At 58.0% G+C, this 19509-nt stretch carries 16 protein-coding genes and 4 tRNA genes; 13 read left to right on the top strand and 7 right to left on the bottom strand.

The features are described 5' to 3' along the window. Nucleotides 1-20 precede the first annotated feature (20 nt). Nucleotides 21-734, bottom strand: a complete 714-nt coding sequence (locus AAHA41_RS18795) for a 3-deoxy-D-manno-octulosonic acid kinase (RefSeq protein ID WP_033115306.1) — start codon at nt 732-734, stop codon at nt 21-23. 200 nt (nt 735-934) lie between these two features. Here AAHA41_RS18795 and AAHA41_RS18800 point away from each other — a divergent pair, with 200 nt between their 5' ends. From AAHA41_RS18800 to AAHA41_RS18835, 8 genes are all read left to right on the top strand, one after another. Beyond that, nucleotides 935-1990 carry a glycosyltransferase family 9 protein gene (locus tag AAHA41_RS18800; RefSeq protein WP_323069280.1) on the top strand — a complete coding sequence of 352 codons (1056 nt, stop codon included), beginning with the start codon at nt 935-937 and terminating at the stop codon, nt 1988-1990. A gap of 299 nt (nt 1991-2289) precedes the next feature. Continuing rightward, nucleotides 2290-2916: a guanylate kinase gene (gene gmk, locus AAHA41_RS18805; protein ID WP_033115281.1), complete on the top strand. Its 627-nt coding sequence runs from the start codon at nt 2290-2292 to the stop codon at nt 2914-2916. Nucleotides 2917-2996: 80 nt separating this feature from the next. After that, on the top strand, nt 2997-3272 hold the full coding sequence (gene rpoZ, locus AAHA41_RS18810) for a DNA-directed RNA polymerase subunit omega (protein WP_026456240.1): 276 nt from the start codon (nt 2997-2999) through the stop codon (nt 3270-3272). A 136-nt stretch (nt 3273-3408) separates the two neighbouring features. Then, nucleotides 3409-5526: a bifunctional GTP diphosphokinase/guanosine-3',5'-bis pyrophosphate 3'-pyrophosphohydrolase gene (spoT, locus tag AAHA41_RS18815; protein ID WP_043851698.1), complete on the top strand. Its 2118-nt coding sequence runs from the start codon at nt 3409-3411 to the stop codon at nt 5524-5526. A gap of 45 nt (nt 5527-5571) precedes the next feature. Continuing rightward, nucleotides 5572-6303 (top strand): tRNA (guanosine(18)-2'-O)-methyltransferase TrmH, encoded by a 732-nt coding sequence (gene trmH / locus AAHA41_RS18820; protein WP_323069278.1) that lies wholly within the window; start codon nt 5572-5574, stop codon nt 6301-6303. Further along, nucleotides 6303-6965 (top strand): CatB-related O-acetyltransferase, encoded by a 663-nt coding sequence (locus AAHA41_RS18825; protein WP_323069276.1) that lies wholly within the window; start codon nt 6303-6305, stop codon nt 6963-6965. The genes trmH and AAHA41_RS18825 overlap by 1 nt, the downstream gene beginning before the upstream one ends. After that, nucleotides 6965-8005: an alpha/beta fold hydrolase gene (locus AAHA41_RS18830; RefSeq protein ID WP_323069274.1), complete on the top strand. Its 1041-nt coding sequence runs from the start codon at nt 6965-6967 to the stop codon at nt 8003-8005. The genes AAHA41_RS18825 and AAHA41_RS18830 overlap by 1 nt, the downstream gene beginning before the upstream one ends. An 89-nt stretch (nt 8006-8094) precedes the next feature. Then, nucleotides 8095-8907, top strand: a complete 813-nt coding sequence (locus AAHA41_RS18835; RefSeq protein WP_323069272.1) for a Cof-type HAD-IIB family hydrolase — start codon at nt 8095-8097, stop codon at nt 8905-8907. Between the two features lie 33 nt (nt 8908-8940). Here the strand turns inward: AAHA41_RS18835 and AAHA41_RS18840 are convergent, their stop codons facing one another. The 6 genes from AAHA41_RS18840 to AAHA41_RS18865 all read right to left on the bottom strand — a co-directional run bounded on the left by AAHA41_RS18840 (nt 8941) and on the right by AAHA41_RS18865 (nt 10592). Further along, a complete protein-coding gene (locus AAHA41_RS18840) occupies nt 8941-9483 on the bottom strand; it encodes a lectin (protein WP_255939625.1) in 543 nt (180 codons plus the stop codon). Beyond that, entirely contained in the window at nt 9480-9920 is a 441-nt protein-coding gene (locus tag AAHA41_RS18845; protein WP_042031112.1) for an RICIN domain-containing protein, read from the bottom strand. The genes AAHA41_RS18840 and AAHA41_RS18845 overlap by 4 nt, the downstream gene beginning before the upstream one ends. 222 nt (nt 9921-10142) lie before the next feature. Continuing rightward, nucleotides 10143-10219, bottom strand: a tRNA-Pro gene (locus AAHA41_RS18850). A gap of 63 nt (nt 10220-10282) precedes the next feature. Next, nucleotides 10283-10368, bottom strand: a tRNA-Leu gene (locus AAHA41_RS18855). Between the two features lie 20 nt (nt 10369-10388). Beyond that, nucleotides 10389-10464, bottom strand: a tRNA-His gene (locus AAHA41_RS18860). A gap of 51 nt (nt 10465-10515) precedes the next feature. Next, a tRNA-Arg gene (locus AAHA41_RS18865) sits at nt 10516-10592 on the bottom strand. 252 nt (nt 10593-10844) lie between these two features. Between AAHA41_RS18865 and AAHA41_RS18870 the strand changes: the two genes are divergently transcribed. From AAHA41_RS18870 to gorA, 5 genes are all read left to right on the top strand, one after another. Further along, nucleotides 10845-11441, top strand: coding sequence for a TetR/AcrR family transcriptional regulator (locus tag AAHA41_RS18870; RefSeq protein WP_033115274.1), 597 nt, complete (start codon nt 10845-10847; stop codon nt 11439-11441). After that, complete coding sequence (locus tag AAHA41_RS18875) at nt 11438-12571, top strand: efflux RND transporter periplasmic adaptor subunit (RefSeq protein WP_108570980.1); 1134 nt, start codon at nt 11438-11440, stop codon at nt 12569-12571. Before AAHA41_RS18870 ends, AAHA41_RS18875 begins: the two co-directional genes overlap by 4 nt. 15 nt (nt 12572-12586) lie before the next feature. Then, nucleotides 12587-15667 (top strand): multidrug efflux RND transporter permease subunit, encoded by a 3081-nt coding sequence (locus AAHA41_RS18880; protein WP_124242534.1) that lies wholly within the window; start codon nt 12587-12589, stop codon nt 15665-15667. A 119-nt stretch (nt 15668-15786) separates the two neighbouring features. After that, entirely contained in the window at nt 15787-17754 is a 1968-nt protein-coding gene (locus tag AAHA41_RS18885; RefSeq protein WP_209297106.1) for an ATP-binding protein, read from the top strand. 76 nt (nt 17755-17830) lie between these two features. Then, entirely contained in the window at nt 17831-19180 is a 1350-nt protein-coding gene (gene gorA, locus AAHA41_RS18890; protein ID WP_323069269.1) for a glutathione-disulfide reductase, read from the top strand. Nucleotides 19181-19509 lie beyond the last annotated feature (329 nt).

Raw genomic sequence — 19509 nt, forward strand, 5'->3', positions numbered from 1 at the left:
CATGGCGGCGAGCAACAGGGTCAGCTCGCTTTTCCGTGATAACCCTCCATCAGGGTCTGCCAGTTGTCCGGTACGAAGTGAAAACTGGTGTGCAGTTGAGACTCCTTGTTGAAGGAGCGCAACAGCCGCTCCAGATTGCCTTTCTGCCACTCACCGGGGGAGCGGATCGCCCCCTTGTCGAAGTCGATCACCCACACCTTCTCATCCTGATCGAGCAGCAGGTTGTGGCTGTTGAGATCGGCGTGGTAAACCCCGGCATCGTGCAGCTGACGCACCGTCTGGCCAATCTTGTACCACACCTCGCTGGCAACCGGCCCCTGCTTGAGCAGGGCGACCATGTCCTTGGCACCGCGAATACGCTCGATCAGGATGTCGGCGCGATAAAATGGGCCCTGTTTGGCCATCCGCGCACCGAACGGACGCGGCACCGGCAACCCCAGCTCGCACAACTTGGCCAGCAGGGTGTATTCCGCCATGGCGCGGCTCGATTCGACCCCTTCGAACCAGAAGCGATCCCGCACCACCTTGCCCACCATGCCGCCACGATAGTAGTGGCGCAGCACCAGATGGCGGGACTCATCCTTGACGAACCAGGTCACGCCGCGACCGATGGAGGTTCCCACCACCTGACGGTTGTTCTGCCACCAGGCCGGTTCGAATAACTGGGAAGTGGGGTCGCGAAAGGCCCCTTCGGCGAACCAGCAAACCTGGTTGTGTTCGGTCTGTATCAGCATCATGAAGATCCCGCTCGGTGGGTCGTTGATCGCCCCTGTTTATGGGCGATGAGGCTGCGACTGTGGCATGCCCGCAACATGTGCCAGCCATGGCGGCTATTCCGGTGGCAAAGCCCGGCTGACGATTGCGCGCAATTTTACAATCCACAGGGGAGTTTGCATAATGCCATCCACCCTTTTTGCCAGCCGTGCGCCACATCATGCCGCTATTTCAAACGCCTCCCTCCTCCATCTGCATTCTGCGGCTCTCCGCCATCGGCGACTGCTGCCACGCGCTGGCACTGGTACGGGTCATCCAGCGGGAGTGGCCGCAAACCCGCATCACCTGGATCACCGGAAAAATCGAGGCAACCCTGTTTGCCGATCTGCCCGGTGTCGAAGTGATCGCCTTCGACAAGAGCAAGGGGTGGCGCGGCTATCGCGACCTGTGGCAGACCCTCAGGGGACGTCAGTTTGATGCCCTGCTGCATCTGCAGGCGGCCATGCGCGCCAGCATCGCCACCCTCGGCATCAAGGCCAAGGTCAAACTCGGGTTTGATCGGGAGCGGGCCAACGACGGCCAGTGGCTGTTCACCAACCACAAGGTGCCCTCGCCCGCCTCTCCCCACGTGCAGGACGGTTTCCTCGCCTTTGCCAAAGAGCTCGGCATCAAGGATCTGACCCCGGATTGGCAGCTGCCCATCAGCCCCGAACACCAAGCCTGGGCGAAAGAGAAGATTGGTGGCAAACCGACCCTGCTGATCTGCGCCGCCGCCAGCAAGGCGTTCAAAAACTGGACGGCTGCGGGCTATGCCGCACTGGCGGATCACGCCGCCAGCAAGGGCTTTCAGGTCTATCTCTGTGGCGGGCCTGCCAAACTGGAGCGGGATCTGGCTGCCGACATCCAGCGCTTAAGCCAGAGCAAACCGGTCGATCTGGTGGGGCAAACCAATCTCAAGCAGCTATTGGCGCTGATTGGTGAGGCGAGTCTGGTGCTGGCCCCCGACACAGGCCCAACCCATATGGCCACCATTGTCGGCACACCGGTCATCGGTCTCTATGCCCACCACAATCCGGCCCGCACCGGCCCCTATCTCTGCCGGGATTATGTCGTCAGCGCCTATCAGACCCTGATTGAGCAGGAGACCGGCAAACCGCTGGCCGAGCTCGGCTGGCGCACCCGCCTCAAGGATCCCGATGCCATGAGCAAAATCACCAGCGAGCAGGTCATCGCCGCCTTCGATCGCCTCTGCGCCGATCGCCATCTGCCTGACTGAAAGCAGCTCGGAAATCCCGAGCTGTGAGGCAGGGATAACCTGATGGCCCCATGCCGGAGCGACAGGCAGAATAACGGCCGATGTGGGTTACGCTCCCGCAACAAGCTACGAACACTTTGATCGGCCGGAATATGATTCCGGCCGTTTTTTTATTCGCCACCTTCTGTTAAAATTCGCCGCCTTTACATCCCCCTGATCCAAGAATTTATCCGCATCATGCGTTTGGCTGTCTCCCTTTCGGGCACAAGACGGCGGCCTCTGCTACAACCAAAATGCGGGTTCCGATTAAAGGTAATAACATGGCGCAACAAGGCACTCTCTATATCATCTCCTCCCCGAGCGGCGCAGGTAAGTCCAGTCTGCTCAACGCCTTGCTGACCAACCACAATCAAGCTGGCAAGATGCAGCTGTCGGTCTCCCACACCACACGCGCCACCCGTCCCGGCGAAGAGCACGGCGTCCACTACCACTTCGTCAAGGTGGAAGAGTTCAAGGAGCTGATCGAGCGCGGCGATTTTCTGGAGTGGGCCGAGGTATTCGGCAACTACTACGGTACCTCCCGCGCCGCCATCGAAGCCTGTCTGGCGCAGGGTATCGACGTATTCCTCGACATCGACTGGCAGGGCGCCCGCCAGATCCGCGAATTGATGCCGACCAAGTCCATCTTCATCCTGCCTCCCAGCCGTGAAGAGCTGGAACGCCGCCTGATTGGCCGCGGTCAGGACAGCGCAGAAGTGATCGCCGGCCGGATGGCAAAAGCCATTGCCGAAATGGTGCACTACGACGAATATGACTACGTGATTATCAATGAAGAGTTCGAGCAGGCACTGTTCCAGCTCAGAGCCATTATTGAGTGCCAACGGCTGGAGATGCGTCATCAACAGCAGGCACAACAAAACTTGCTGCAACAGTTACTGGCAGAATAAGCCAAAAACGAGTAAACTTTTGCGTCATTTTTAAACACCGCTTTTCTAAACACAGAAAGCCCACATAACTGGAGTCCTGCATGGCACGCGTTACTGTAGAAGATGCTGTAAAACAGGTTGGTAACCGTTTTGACCTGGTGCTGGTCGCCGCACGCCGCGCCCGTCAAATCGCGGTTCAAGGCAAAGATCCGCTGGTTGAAGAAGAGAACGACAAGCCGACCGTGATCGCCCTGCGTGAGATCGAGCTGGGTCTGGTGAACAACCAGGTAATGGACACCCAGGACCGCTACGAGCAGCAAGAACAGGAAGCCGCCGAGCTGGCTGCTGTTGCTGCCATCGCCGAAGGCCGCGGTTAAGTCACTCTTTCCCCATAGTCGGCACCCGCCCGGGTGCCGACTGTTCATCCCCATTTACAACCGCTCGAAAACCTCGCAAACTCAGGTCTACACGCTCAACTCCACGAATTGCCGTTTCACCGCTGCGGGGACTGTCTTGTATTTATTTGAAAATCTTAAAGAAATAGCCAGTTCCTACCTGCCTCCAGAGCAGGTCGAGAAGCTCAGGCAAGCCTATGTGGTGGCCCGTGATGCCCACCAGGGACAGATGCGTTCCAGTGGCGAGCCCTATATCACCCACCCCGTCGCCGTAGCCCGAATTCTGGGTGATATGCGCCTCGATCATGAAACCCTGATGGCCGCCGTGCTGCACGACGTCATCGAGGATACCCCGATCACCAAGGCCGATCTGGCCGAACAGTTTGGCGATGCGGTCGCCGAGCTGGTAGCCGGGGTCTCCAAGCTCGACAAGCTGAAGTTTCGCGATCGCAAAGAGGCCCAGGCCGAGAACTTCCGCAAGATGGTGATGGCGATGACCCAGGATATCCGGGTCATTCTGATCAAGCTGGCCGACCGCACCCACAATATGCGCACCTTGGGCTCTCTGCGCCCTGACAAGCGCCGCCGCATCGCCCGGGAAACCCTCGAAATCTTCGCCCCCATCGCCAACCGCCTCGGTATTCACACCATGAAGAACGAGCTGGAAGAGCTGGGCTTCGAGGCGCTCTATCCGATGCGCTCCCGCGTGCTGCGCGAATCGGTGCGCCGCGCCCGTGGCAATCGCCGCGAGATCATCGACTCCATCCAGAGCGAAATCAGCGGTCGTCTGAAAGAGGCGGGGATCGAGCATCAGGTCAGTGGCCGCGAGAAGAACCTGTTCTCCATCTACAACAAGATGGAGAAAAAAGAGCTGCAATTTCATGAGGTAATGGATATCTACGCCTTTCGGGTAAAAGTGAAGGACATAGATACCTGTTACCGGGTGCTGGGGCAGATGCACAGCCTCTACAAGCCGCGCCCCGGCCGCTTCAAGGATTACATCGCCATCCCCAAGACCAACGGCTACCAGTCGCTGCACACCTCGCTGGTGGGGCCGCACGGGGTACCGGTGGAGGTGCAGATCCGCACCGAGTTTATGGATCAGATGGCCGATAAAGGGGTTGCCGCCCACTGGGCCTACAAGCAGGATGGCGACAGTTCGGGTACTACCGCCCAGATCCGCGCCCAGCGCTGGATGCAGAGCCTGCTGGAATTGCAGCAGAGCGCTGGCAGCTCGTTTGAATTTATCGAGGGGGTCAAAACAGACCTCTTCCCCGACGAAATCTACGTCTTTACCCCCGAGGGGCGCATCATGGAGCTGCCCGCCGGCGCCACACCGGTGGACTTTGCCTACACGGTGCACACCGACATCGGCCACGCCTGCGTCGGTTCGCGGGTCGACCGCCACCCCTACCCGCTCAGCAGCCCGCTGCACTCGGGCCAGACGGTGGAGATCATCACGGCGCCGGGCGCCCGTCCCAACGCAGCCTGGCTCAACTTCGTAGTGACCACCAAGGCGCGCTCCAAGATCCGCCAGTTCCTCAAGAATCTGCGCACCGAAGAGTCGGTGGTGCTGGGTCGTCGCCTGCTCAACCATGCGCTGGGCGCCAAGAATATCGAAGACATCCCCGAGCCGCGCATCAAACAGGTGCTGGCCGATACCAAGCACGAGAACCTGCAAGGCCTGCTGGCCGATGTGGGCCTCGGCAACGCCATGAGTGTCATGGTGGCGCGCCGCATGCTGGGGGATGAACTGCCGCCGGAAGAACAGCCCAAAACCAGCAGCAAGAAGATGCCGATCAAGGGTGCCGACGGCATGCTGGTCACCTTCGCTAACTGCTGCCGTCCGATCCCGGGGGATGCCATCATCGCCCACATCAGCCCCGGCAAGGGTCTGGTGATCCACCAGGAAGCCTGTCGCAACATCAAGGGCTACAGCAAGGAGCCGGACAAGTACTTGCCGGTACAGTGGGAAGTGGACAAGGAGCAGGAACAGGAGTTCCGCACCGGCATCAGCATCGAGATCATCAATCATCAGGGTGCGCTGGCCGAGCTGGCCAACGTGATTGCCGCCACCGGTGCCAACATTCACGCCATCAGCACCGAAGAGAAGGATGGCCGGGTCTATCAGGTGAGCCTGCTCATCACCACCAAGAGCCGTATCCATCTGGCCAACATCATGCGCAAGATCCGCGTCATGCCCAACGTGCTCAAGGTGAGCCGGCAAAAGAACTGATCACACAGGCGGCGCAAGCCGCCTGCTGCTTTTTAAGAGACAACCATGACCCCCGAACGCTTCAAGCGCATCACCGATATGCTGGCCCAGCGTCAGCTCGATTTGACCGTCTGCATGGAAGAGGTACATAAACCTCACAACCTGGCCGCCATCGTGCGTACCGCCGATGCCATCGGCATCCACCGGGTACATGCAGTCTGGCCCAAAACCTGGATCCACAAGCGCAAGGGCACCGCCCGCGGCAGCCAGAACTGGGTGGATGTAAAACTGCACCCGGATATCGGCAGCGCAGTCGCCGAGCTGAAAGCCTCCGGCATGCAGATCCTGGCAACCCATCTCTCCGACAGCTCGGTCGATTTTCGCGCCATCGACTACACCAAACCGACCGCCATTCTGGTGGGACAGGAGAAACACGGCATCGGTGAAGAGGCGCTGGCCCTGGCCGATCACCATATCGTCATTCCCATGGTGGGCATGGTGCAGTCCCTCAACGTCTCGGTGGCCGCAGCCGCTATCCTCTACGAGGCGCAGCGCCAGCGCGAGCAGGCCGGTTGCTATCAGCGCGGCTGTCCGCTCACTCCGGAGGAGCAAAACAGCATCCTGTTCGAGGGTGGATATCCCATCTATGCCCAGCTCTGCAAAGAGAAAGAGATGCCCTACCCCCAGCTCGGCCCTGCCGGTGAAATCCTGGCAGACGAAGAGTGGTGGCAACGGATGCAGCTGACCCGTAAAGGCTGGGCCCAGCAGAGTGAGCAGGACGACCAACAGGAGGAGTGATGGAGAACCCTTTTGGCAGCTGGCTGGAATCGCAAATCATCCGGGATCACCTGACCAACCCGAACATAGAGACCGGCGACTACAGCTACTACTCCGGCTACTACCACGGCAAGCCGTTCGAGGATCACTGTGTCCGTTATTTACTCGGGGATGGCTCGACCAGAGCAAGCTGGGACAGCGGCGAGTGGGGTACAGAAGTAGACCGCCTGATCATCGGCAAGTTCTGCTCCATCGCCTCGGGCGCCACCTTCATGCTGGCAGGCAATCAGGGCCACCGGCTGGATTGGGTCTCCACCTTCCCGTTCAACCCCGATACCTTTGGCAAAGGGGCCCGTAGTGGCTTTCTGCGCAAAGGAGATACCCGGATCGGCAACGATGTCTGGATCGGCTCGGAAGCGATGATCATGCCCGGCATCACCATAGGTGATGGCGCCGTTATCGCCACTCGTACCGTGGTGACCAAGGATGTGGCCCCTTACACCATAGTCGGCGGCAATCCGGCCCAACCGATCCGCCGCCGTTTCAACGATGAGCAGATCGCCATGCTGCAAGAGATGCAGTGGTGGGACTGGCCTCTGCCCACACTGCAAAGCGCCATGTCGCTGCTCTGTTCCGGCGACATCGCAATGCTTTATCAATACTGGCAAACGGAGTGTGCCTGATGAAATCCCTCTCGATCCCCCTGTTGGCCCTGACCCTGTTTTCTGCCGGAGCCCTTGCCGTGACCAATCCCTATGCGCTGACCAGCGAAGCCGATGTGCCCACCCTCTACCAGCAAACCCTGCCCGACTTCTGGCGCCAGCATGCCATAGAAGGAGAGTTCAAGGGCAAGGATGGCGTCGCCATCCGCTATGCCGCGCTGCGGCAGGAGAAGGTTGATCGCGCCATCCTGATCGTCAACGGCCGGGTAGAAAGCTACCTCAAGTATCAGGAGCTGGCGTGGGATCTCTGGCGCCAGGGCTACAGCCTCTACCTTATCGACCATCGTGGTCAGGGGATGTCCGGCCGCATGCTGAGCGACCATGACAAGGGATATGTCGACCAGTTCGACGATTATGTCGTCGATATGAAGCAGTTTCACGACCAGATAATCATGGCGGACAAGCCCGCCAAGCTGTTCCTGCTGGCTCACTCCATGGGGGGGGCCATCTCGGCCCGCTATCTGGAGCGCTGGCCCGATGATATCCGTGCCGCCGTGCTCTCCTCCCCCATGCTGGGCATCAATCTGGGCGGCCTGCCCAAATGGCTGGCCAAGGGACTGGCCACCACCATAGGCACAGTCGGCGGCTGGTTTGGCGAACCACCCTATGGGCCGGGTCAGGGCCCCTATCAGGATCATGGCTTTGCCGATAACGAGCTGACTCACAGCCACTCCCGTTATCAGGCTTTCCGCCAGATTTATGAGCAGCACCCGCAGATCAAGCTGGGAGGGGCGACTGCCCACTGGATTTATCAGGGGATCACCGGTGCCGATGCCGCCATCGCCGATGCGGGCGCCATCAAGACGCCGCTGCTGCTACTGCAGGCTGGCAACGACAGCGTGGTGGACAACGTAGCGCAGGATGTGTTTTGCACCAAAGCCAACTGCGAAGGGAGCAAACCGCTGCGGATTGAAGGGGCCTGGCACGAGCTCTTCATCGAATCCGACGACAAGCGCCAGCCCGCGCTGACCGCCATGCTCGATTTCTTCGCCCGCTACTAGGCTGGCTATTTTTTGTAACCCTAAATAAATGGGGTGACCATGCAGGCTGGGGTAAACTGCCCCCGCTTTCAATTGATGCCGAGGTAAAGATGTTCAAGGTAGTTGTATCCGATCTCGATGGAACTCTGCTCAACAAGCAGCACCAGATCTCCTCCCGTACCCGGGAGACCGTCCGCCGTCTGGTTGAGCAGGGCGTGAAATTCGTGGTCGCCACCGGCCGTCACCACGTCGATGTACGCAGCTTCCGCGATGCGCTCGGTCTGGATATCTACCTTATCACCTCCAACGGCGCCGTGGTGCATGACAAACAGGGCAAACTGGTGTTCAACCAGCCGCTGCCGACCGACATCGCCGCCGAGCTGGTTGCGCTCGAACGTGACCCATCCATCCATCTCAACGTCTATCAGGGCGATGACTGGGTGGTCGAGGAGGAGCTGCCCTGGTTGCTGCAATTCCACGACGAGTCCGGCTTCACCTATCGTCTGGTCGATGACCTGAAACAGGAGTCGATGGAGCAGATCAACAAGGTCTTCTACATCGGCGACCACGAGAAGCTGCTGAAGATCGAGGCGCACCTCAACCAGCACTACGGCGACCAGCTCAACGTCACCTTCTCCCTGCCGGACTGCCTCGAAGTGATGCACGCCGGCGTCCACAAGGGCAATGCCGTGCGCGCCGTACTGGAGCAACACGGGCTGGAGATGTCCCAGGCCATCGCCTTCGGTGACGGCATGAACGACTTCGAAATGCTGAGCATGGTGGGTCGCGGCATCGTCATGGGTAACGCCCACGACCGCCTGAAAATGGCACTACCGGAGCATGAGCAAACACTCACCTCCGATGAAGATGGTGTTGCCGTCTATCTGGAGCGTTGTTTCGAACAGGAACCGGTCACCAGCTAAATAAAAACGGGAACCATCGGGTTCCCGTTTTTATTACTTCCGCCGAAAGCGCTGGTTGTCACCGCCGTGGCACTGCCAGAGGATCAGGGGAGTGCCATTAGCGCTTCCCCCCTGAGCAACATCCAGACAGAGCTTGCTGCTGCGGCTCATAAGCCGATCTCGCTCCCAGCGCCACTGCTGGTTATCGCCACCATGGCAATCCCAGGCAATCACCTTGGCACCGGCATCGCGGCCGCCACCGGCAACATCCAGACACTTGTCGCCAACCCTTATGGCATTGCCATCAAGACGAAAACGCTGGTTATCCCCACCGTGACAATCCCATAGCTGCAAGCGGTTGCCATTACGCACACCACCTGCAATATCGAGACATTTGCCATTGGCTGCCACGATTTGCCCGCCATGCTCTTCCCGGGCGCGAGCCTCTTTCTTTTCCTGCTTGTGGCCGTAATACGCAGCGGCACCGATGGCGCCAATCACCACAGTGCCCAACAGCAGATCAGAAGAGTCGAGATTCTGGCACCCTCCCAAAGAGAGCGACAGACACGCAGCAATCAGAGGTGACGGGCGAATCATTCAATCCCCCCGACCAGAAAGCTCTGGTTGGCCCCACCGTAACAGTCAGCCAGACGCAGAGGCGTATTCGCAGAGTGACGTCGGCCAGCGACATCCAGACAACGGGAGACCTTGCTGTTAAAGAGTTTGTCCTCCTGCCACACCCACTGCGCATGGCCATCACAGGGCGCCAACATCAGCTCATTGCTGTTCTTGGCCTGCAGGCAGGTCTGCTGCAACTTCAACTCGCCAAGATCCCACTCCAATGGTTGTGCATCTTTATCAGTGCAAACCTGTGTCACCGCCTGCTGGCGGGCAATGCCGACACAAAAACCATTGTTGGTCAGCAAAAGTGAGGGGGCTGACTCGCTCTGCGGATGGGCAACCACGATCGTGCTCAGCATCTCATCGGTCGATGGCGGTTTAAGGGTACACCCGCCCAGTACCATGGCCGCCATAAGTGCGGGGTAGCGGGAGAAAATCGAAATTCTGTTATGCATAAAAACAAGCCTGAAAGAGGTCTGTGACATCCGGTCACCAAGGACTCCAGCTGGCAGGATAACTGAAGAGAGGGCAAGACTGTCCGGATAGAGTGTAAACAGACGTTACAGCAACGTGGAAAACGAGGATAGGAGCGGCAGAAAGCAAAAAACCTCGCCGAAGCGAGGTTTTTCAGAATGTGGTCGGTGATAAAGGATTCGAACCTTTGACCCTCTGGTCCCAAACCAGATGCGCTACCGGGCTGCGCTAATCACCGAGAATATTTTGTCTTACAAAAAACAAAGACGACCTGATGGTCATCCTCGTTATACAGCAAGTATGGTGCGAAGAGAGGGACTCGAACCCTCACACCCGGGGGGCACTAACACCTGAAGCTAGCGCGTCTACCAATTCCGCCACCTTCGCGTACCTGACAAGCTGTAAAATGGGGTGGCTGATGGGGCTCGAACCCACGACAACCGGAATCACAATCCGGGACTCTACCAACTGAGCTACAGCCACCACAGCTGTTTTCGTTCTACAACAACGCCCGTTTAACCGGCGCACTTTGGATGGTGCGCCCGACAGGATTCGAACCTGTGACCTCTGCCTCCGGAGGGCAGCGCTCTATCCAGCTGAGCTACGGGCGCTACGCTGTCGAACGGGGCGCAATATTAATGATGGGGGGCATGCTTGTCTACACTTTTTTTGTCCCTTTGCGCCAAGCGTTGTTTTTTCAAACAAATAGCGCGTTTTTGGCTCATTTTTCCCCCAACAACACACCCGCTGGTTCGCCTGGATGATCGCTTTCGGCGCTATTTTCCGTATTAACCATGTTGCCGCCTTGACTTGATCTCTTCCCCACCTAGAATGAATGAACGTTCATTCACGAGTTCATTCTGATGAGTCACGACAAGAAAGAGATCATCTTCAATGCCGCCCATGAGGTGCTGGGTGAACGGGGTTTTCATGGCCTGTCGATCGCCGAAGTCGCCAAGAAAGCCGGCGTCGCTGCCGGCACCATCTATCGCTACTTCAATGACAAGGATGATCTGATTCGACAGTTGCATCAGCACACGATATTGCAGTGCGTACCGCTGGTCATAAGAGAAGTGAATTTCAATGAAGTTTCATTTCAACAATTTCGACAATTATGGCTCAATATTCATGCCATTTTTGTGAACGAACCCAACGCTCTGAAATGCAAATTACAGTATGAGAGCTCGCCCCTCGGGGCCGAGCTGGCCACCAATCCTGTTCTGCTGTCGGCATGGGAGCCACTGGACAGATTTTTTGAGCGAGGTGTTGAGCAAGAATTGTTTATTGATTTACCGATACGAGCACTCCAGGTATTGAGCCTGGACAGTGTGGTACACCTGGCCCTGCAGTGCGGGGTTCACAAGATCACGCTGACCGAACAGCAGTTGGAAACTGTTATTCGTGCCAGCTGGAATGCAATTTTATCTCCCAATACTTCCACCTCAGGAGCCTGTTCATGAAAAAGTGGATGGCCATTATGTTGCTGATAGCGATCGCCTTGTTTGGCAGCGTCATCGGCTTCAACTTGTTTAAACAGAAGATGATCGCCAAATACATGGCCAACCGGCCGGAGCCAGACTTCCCGGTAACCGCGATGGTCACCAAGGCGCAAGACTGGATCCCGACCATCGAGGCGATCGGCTTCATCGAGCCGAATCAGGGGGTTACCCTCTCGACCGAGCTGGCCGGTACCATTGATGCCATCACCTTCGAATCAGGCAAGCCGGTCAAGGCTGACCAGCTGCTGCTGAGCCTCGACTCCAGCGTGGAGAAAGCCAATCTGCGCGCCTCTCAGGCCAAGCTGCCGGCGGCAAAAGCCAAATTCGACCGCTTCCAGAACCTCTACAAAACCAGTTCCATCTCCAAAGAGCAACTGGATGAGGCGGAAGCAGCCTATCGTTCGCTAGAAGCGGATATCGAGAGTCTGAAGGCGACCATTGCCCGCCGTGAAGTCCGCGCCCCCTTCAGCGGCGTGGTCGGTCTGCGCAATGTGTTCCTCGGTCAGTACCTGCAACCGGGTACCGATATCGTGCGTCTGGAAGACACCAGCGTGATGCGTCTGCGTTTCACCGTACCCCAGACCGATATCTCCAAAATCAAGCTGGGCCAGATCATCAAAATCAATGTGGATGCCTATCCCCAGACCCAGTTTGATGGCCATATCACCGCCATCGAGCCTGCCGTCAACTACCAGAGCGGCCTGATCCAGGTGCAGGCAGATATCCCGAACAACGATGGCCAGCTCCGCTCCGGCATGTTTGCCCGCGCCAGCATCATCCTGCCTACCGTACAGAACCAGATCGTGGTGCCACAGTCTGCCATCTCCTTCACACTCTACGGTCAGAACGTCTACGTGCTCAAAGAGAGCGAAGAGACCGACAAAGAGGGCAAGAAGGTGATGGTCAAACGCGCCAAGCAGGTAGTCGTCAAGGCGGGTGAGCGCCGTGGCAATGACGTGCACGTGCTCTCCGGCATCCAGGCTGGCGACGAGATCGTACTGTCAGGCCAGGTTCGTCTGAGCAATGACACCAAGGTGCATGTGGTCGAGAACGATGCTCTGGCCGTTCCGGCACAAACCCCGATGCTGTAAGCGCGGAGATCTGCGATGCGATTTACTGACATATTCATAAAACGACCCGTGCTGGCAATCTCGCTCAGCTTCCTGATCGCCCTGCTGGGCTTTCAGGCAGTCTTCAAGATGCAGGTACGGGAATACCCCGAGGTGACCAACACGGTGATCACGGTCAGCACCAGCTATTACGGTGCCAGTGCCGACCTGATCCAGGGGTTCATCACCCAGCCGCTCGAACAGGCGGTCGCGCAAGCCGACAACATCGACTTCATGACCTCCTCCAGCCAGCTGGGCAGCTCCACCGTCACCGCGTACATGAAGCTCAACACCGACCCGAATGCCGCGCTGTCCGACATCCTGGCCAAGGTCAACTCGGTGCGCTCCCAGTTGCCCAAAGAGGCGGAAGACCCCTCGGTCACCTCCTCCACCGGTTCAACGACAGCGGTGCTCTACCTCGGTTTCACCAGCCCGGAGCTCAACTCCAGCCAGATCACCGACTATCTGGAGCGGGTTATCAAACCGCAGCTCTTTACCGTCGGCGGGGTCTCCAAGGTTGACCTCTACGGTGGTGTGAAGTTTGCGCTGCGGGTATGGCTGGATCCGGCCAAGATGGCGGCGTTCAATCTGACCGCCAGCGACGTGATGACAGTGCTCAACAGCAACAACTATCAGTCGGCCACAGGTCAGGCGACCGGTTACTTCACCCTCTTCAACGGCAATGCCGAAACGCAGGTCGGTGATATCGAAGAGCTGAAGCGTCTGGTGGTAGCCAGCCGTGACAGCAAGGTGATCCGTCTCTCCGACATCGCCAAGGTCACGATGGAGAAGAGCCACGACGTCTACCGCGCCAGCGCCAACGGCCGTGAAGCCGTGGTTATGGCGGTCAACGCCGCACCGACTGCCAACCCCATCAACATCGCCCACGATGTACTGGAGCTGCTGCCGAGTTTGAAGCGCAACATGCCGAGCACCATGCAGGTGAACGTGCTGTATGACTCCACCATCGCCATCAACGAATCGATCAGCGAGGTTATCAAGACCATTCTGGAAGCGGCCGCCATCGTACTGGTGGTGATTACCCTGTTCCTGGGCTCGTTCCGCGCGGTCATCATCCCGATCATCACCATCCCGCTCAGTCTTATCGGCGTGGTGATGATGATGGATATGTTCGGTTTCTCGATAAACCTGATGACCCTGCTGGCGATGGTATTGGCCATCGGTCTGGTGGTGGATGACGCCATCGTGGTGCTGGAGAACGTGGACCGCCACATCAAGGAGGGTGAAGAGCCCTTCCGGGCAGCCATTATCGGTACTCGCGAAATCGCCGTGCCGGTTATCGCCATGACGGTCACCCTAGCGGCGGTATACGCGCCGATCGCCCTGATGGGGGGTATCACCGGCTCGCTGTTCAAGGAGTTTGCCCTGACCCTGGCGGGCGCCGTGTTCGTTTCGGGCATCATCGCCCTGACCCTGTCGCCGATGATGTGCTCCAAGATGCTCCGGGCCAACGAAACGCCAAGCAAGTTCGAGAGCACTGTCCACCACCTGCTGGAGCGGATGACCGAGCGCTATGACCGCATGCTGCATGCCGTGATGCAAAAACGCATCGTGGTAGTGCTCTTTGCCATCATCGTCTTTGCCAGCCTGCCGCTGCTGTTCAAATTCATCCCGAGCGAACTGGCACCGTCGGAAGATAAAGGGGTAATGGCGGTACTGGGGACTGCCCCCTCCAACGCCAACCTGGACTACATCGAAAACACCATGGCGGACGTGAACAAGATCCTGGATGAGCAGCCGGAAATCGCCTACTCACAGGTATTCTCCGGTGTATTCAACTCCAACCAGGCGTTCGGTATCGCCTCCATGGTGCCCTGGAGCCAGCGTGAAGCGAGCCAGAAAGAGGTGCTGGATCGCGTCGCCAAACTGGTGAAAGACATCCCGGGTATGGCCATCACCACCTTCCAGTTCCCTGAACTGCCGGGTGCTTCCAGCGGTCTGCCGATCCAGTTCGTCATCACTACCCCGAACAGCTTCGAAAGTCTGTTCCTGGTGGCTGGCGAGATGCTCAGCGCAGCCGAGAGCAATGGTCAGTTCGTCTATTCGGATCTCGATCTGAACTACGACTCTGCCACCATGAAGATCAAGATCGACAAGGACAAGGCAGGTGCCTACGGCATCACCATGCAGGACATAGGTATCACCATGGGTACCATGATGGCGGACGGTTACGTCAACCGTATCGACCTGGATGGCCGCTCTTATGAAGTGATCCCGCAGGTTGAGCGCAAATACCGCCTCAACCCGGAATCAATGAAGGGATACTACGTCCGCGCCGCTGACGGCAAGTCGATCCCGCTTGGCAGCCTGATCAGCATCGAAGTGGTCGGTGAGCCGCGCGCCCTGCCCCACTTCAACCAGCTGAACTCCGCCACCATAGGTGCCGTTCCTGCGCCTGGGGTTGCCATGGGTGACGCCATCAACTGGTTCAAGACCACCGCCGACGAGAAGCTGCCGCAAGGCTATCGCTACGACTTCATGGGTGAAGCTCGCCAGTTCGTTACCGAAGGTAATGCGCTCTACGCCACCTTCGCGTTGGCACTGGCCATCATCTTCCTGGTGCTGGCCATCCAGTTCGAATCGGTACGCGACCCGCTGGTGATCATGGTCTCGGTTCCGCTGGCCATCAGTGGTGCCCTGATCGCGCTCGCATGGGGTCTGGCGACCATGAACATCTACTCCCAGGTGGGCCTCATCACCCTGGTGGGTCTGATTACCAAACACGGTATTCTGATCTGCGAAGTGGCCAAGGAGGAGCAGCTGTTGCACGGCATGAACCGGATGGAAGCCGTGATGCAGGCCGCCAAAGTGCGTCTGCGTCCGATCCTGATGACCACAGCCGCCATGATTGCCGGTCTGATCCCGCTGCTCTATGCAGCTGGCGCAGGGGCCGCCCAGCGCTTCAGTATCGGTATCGTCATTGTGGCCGGCCTGGCTATCGGCACCCTGTTCACCCTGTTCGTACTGCCGGTTATCTACACCTTCCTGGCGTCCGAGCACAAACCGCTGCCGGTCTTTGATGAGACCATTCCGCCCAAGGCAAACAGCGGAAACTAAGCGTTCATCTCAAGCAAAAGGCCCCGTAACGGGGCCTTTTTTATGCTTTGCAGGAAAGACGACATAAGTCCATGAAGCAGTTAAACTAAAAAACATCACATCCAGACCGCAAGGACGCCATGTCAGGACATTTCTTCAAGACCGCCAGGGCCGTCGGCAGTAACGGACTCTCATACCGTCTGCTCTCCTATATTCTGGTCTGCAGTACCGTACTGGCGATGATCATCACTGCACTGCAACTTGCCTGGGATTACCGCAAGGACGTTGCCGTTATCGAAGACAGCATCGGCCAGATCGAGGCCTCTTTTCTGCAACCTATCGCCGCCAGCTTGTGGAACCTTGATGAAGAGCAGGTGAAGGTACAGATCGAGGGCATCATGAACCTGCCCAACATGCAGTTCGTGATGGTCAAGGAGATGCTCGGCAACTCCGAAGTCCCGCTACTGACCCAGGGGGTGGAGCGGGAAAGCTACGACATCTCCCGCGAATTCAACCTCACCTATCAAGGCGAAGTGGTGGGCAAGCTGTTCGTAGCAGCCTCGCTGGAGCAGATCTACCAGCGCCTGATCGAGAAATCGGTGCTGATCATGGTCAGCCAGACTATCAAGACGCTGGTAGTCTCGTTTTGCATCCTGATCATCATTTACTACCTGGTGGTTCGTCACATAAACCGCATCGCCAGCTATGCACAGAAGTTCAATCTGGATCGGCTCGACATGGAGCTTGAACTGGAAGGTCGCCCCCTGCCCCGCAAAAAGCCTGATGAACTGGATACCCTTGTTGCGACCCTCAACCAGATGCGCACCCGGCTGCGCGATGAGCTGCTGGCCCGCCATCAGGCCGTGGAACAGTTGCAACAGGAGCGCGACTTCTCTGCCACTCTGATCAATTCGGCCAACATGGTCATCTGCTGCATGGAGCCGGATCTCACCATCGCCAGCATCAACCCGGCAGCCATCCTGCTAACCGGCTACCACCAGCAGGAGCTGCTGCAACACAACTGGCTCGATCTCTTTGTCAGCAGCACCCAGCGTCAGGAGCTGAGCAACATCCTCTCGGCAGAGGGTTCACTCGCCGACAAGGTGGTCATCATGCATGACCAGCAGGCCCATGAACTTGTGCTGCAGTGGACCTTTGTCCCCTTCTACGAAGGGCCCAACCTCAAATACCAGATCGGGTTTGGCTATGACATCACCCAATTGAAGAAGGTCGAGCGGGAGATTATCCAGCTCAACGAGCAGTTGGAAGGCAAGGTTGCCGAGCGGACACGCAGCCTGAGCGAAGCCAACACCCAGCTGGGCAAGGCTTACGACGATCTGAAGCAGGCTCAGCAGACACTGGTCGAGTCGGAAAAAATGGCCTCCCTCGGTTCACTGGTGGCAGGTGTGGCCCACGAGATCAACACCCCGATCGGTATCAGTGTGACCGCCTCCTCCTATCTGCAAGAGCGGGTTGCCGACTTCAAATCACACATTGAGTCAAAACAGCTGTCACGCTCCTATCTCAACGAGTTCACAGTCAACCTCGACGAGTCCATGCAGCTGCTGCAAGGCAACCTGCGCCGCGCCTCCGAACTGATTGCCAGCTTCAAGCAGGTGGCAGTCGATCAGTCATCGGAGGCTCGCTACAACTTCAGCCTCGCCGACAACCTCCATCAGGTGGTCGTCTCCCTCGGTCACAAGCTGAAAAAGGCCCAGTGCGAGGTCGATATCCAGTGCGATCCCAAGCTGTCGATCTTCTCCTTCCCCGGCAGCTTTACCCAGATCTACTCAAACCTGATCCTCAACTCCATCAACCATGGTTTCGACAACTGGGACAAACCCAAGAAGATCACCATCAAGGTGGAGCAACAGGGAGAAGAGCTGCTGATCGACTACAGCGATAACGGTCGCGGCATTCCGCCGGAGATATTGCCGCGCATCTTCGATCCGTTTGTCACCTCCAAGCGGGGTCAGGGCGGTAGCGGCCTCGGTACCCACATCATCTACAACCTGGTGGTACAACTGCTGCGCGGCCGCATCCACTGTGCCAGCGAACCGGGCAACGGCGCCGAGTTCCATATTCGCCTGCCGATCCAACATAACTGAGCGCTGGCTCTTGTGAGCCAGCCGCTTTATCCCCATCATGCTGTGATTGCATTCTTAATGAGCGGAGAACCTCGCAATGGCACAGCATTTTGACTATATCGCCATCGGCGGCGGCAGCGGCGGTATCGCTTCTGCCAACCGGGCTGCCATGTACGGTAAGAAAGTTGCCCTGATTGAAGCCAAAGAGTTGGGTGGAACCTGCGTCAACGTAGGCTGCGTCCCGAAGAAAGCCATGTGGTATGCCGGCCAGATCGCCGATGCCCTGAAATATGGCGCCGATTACGGCTTCGACACCACTCTCAACCACTTCGACTGGGCCAAGCTGGTCGAGTCCCGCCAGGCCTACATCGGCCGCATTCACACCTCCTATCAGAATGTGCTGGGCAAGAACCAGATCACCGTCATCAAGGGATTCGCCCGCTTCGTCAATGGCAACACGATCGAGGTCAATGGTGAGCAATACACCGCAGATCACATCCTGATCGCTACCGGTGGCCGCCCGGAAATCCCGGCCATCCCGGGTGCCGAGCTGGGTATCGACTCCGACGGTTTCTTCGAACTGCAGGCACAACCGAAACGGGTTGCCGTAGTGGGTGCCGGCTATATCGCGGTGGAGATCGCCGGGGTGATGCAGGCACTGGGCTCCGAGACTCATCTGGTGGTGCGCAAACACGCCCCGCTGCGCAATTTCGATCCCATGATCCACGAGACACTGGTGGAGATCATGGCACAGGAAGGACCCAAGCTGCATACCCACGCTATTCCCAAGGCTGTGCTCAAGAACGCTGACAACAGCCTGACCCTGCAGCTGGAAGATGGTCGCCACCTCACCGTAGACTGCCTGATCTGGGCCATCGGTCGCGTCCCGGCTACCGACAACCTGAATCTGGCCGCCGCCGGTATCGCGCTGGACGAGAAGGGCTTTATCCCGACCGACAAGTTCCAGAATACTGCCGTTGCCAGCATCTATGCAGTAGGTGACAACACTGGTCGCATCCAGCTCACGCCGGTAGCCGTCGCAGCGGGCCGACGCCTCTCCGAGCGGCTGTTCAACAACAAGCCGAACGAGCACCTCAACTACGATCTGGTGCCGACCGTGGTCTTCAGCCACCCGCCCATCGGCACCATTGGCCTGACCGAGCCGGAAGCCATCGCCGAATATGGCGAGGAGCAGGTGAAAATCTACCGCAGCCAGTTCACCGCCATGTACTCGGCGCTGACCCAGCATCGCCAACCTACCCGGATGAAACTGGTCTGCGTCGGCCCTGAAGAGAAGGTGGTCGGTCTGCATGGCATCGGCTTTGCCATGGACGAGATTCTGCAAGGCTTTGGCGTCGCCATGAAGATGGGAGCCACCAAGGCGGACTTCGACAACTGTGTCGCCATTCATCCGACCAGCGCAGAAGAGTTTGTGACAATGCGATAAGCACGTTGCAGGCTGACCCGCCACTATCAGGTCATCTTCATCCACCAGCGTTCAAACCCGGCTCAGGCCGGGTTTTTTGATCCCGACTTGCCACCAAAACCTCGTTCTTTACGCCGATTTTACGCCTGCCACATGGCGCTTTATGGCGCCTTTACGCCGGTTCTTCTTACCATTTCAGCGTCAATGACACCAACAGAGTCGATATGGTTTTACATCGGCTCTCGCAGCTAATTATCTCAATGGAGTCGATATGAATTGGCTATATCTGCTGCTGGTCCTCGCCTTGATGGTCTATCTGCTGCGCGCACTCACGCGCAGTCACGAGTGAG

This window comes from Aeromonas sp. SER (genome assembly GCF_038739615.1).
GTDB lineage: Bacteria > Pseudomonadota > Gammaproteobacteria > Enterobacterales > Aeromonadaceae > Aeromonas > Aeromonas jandaei.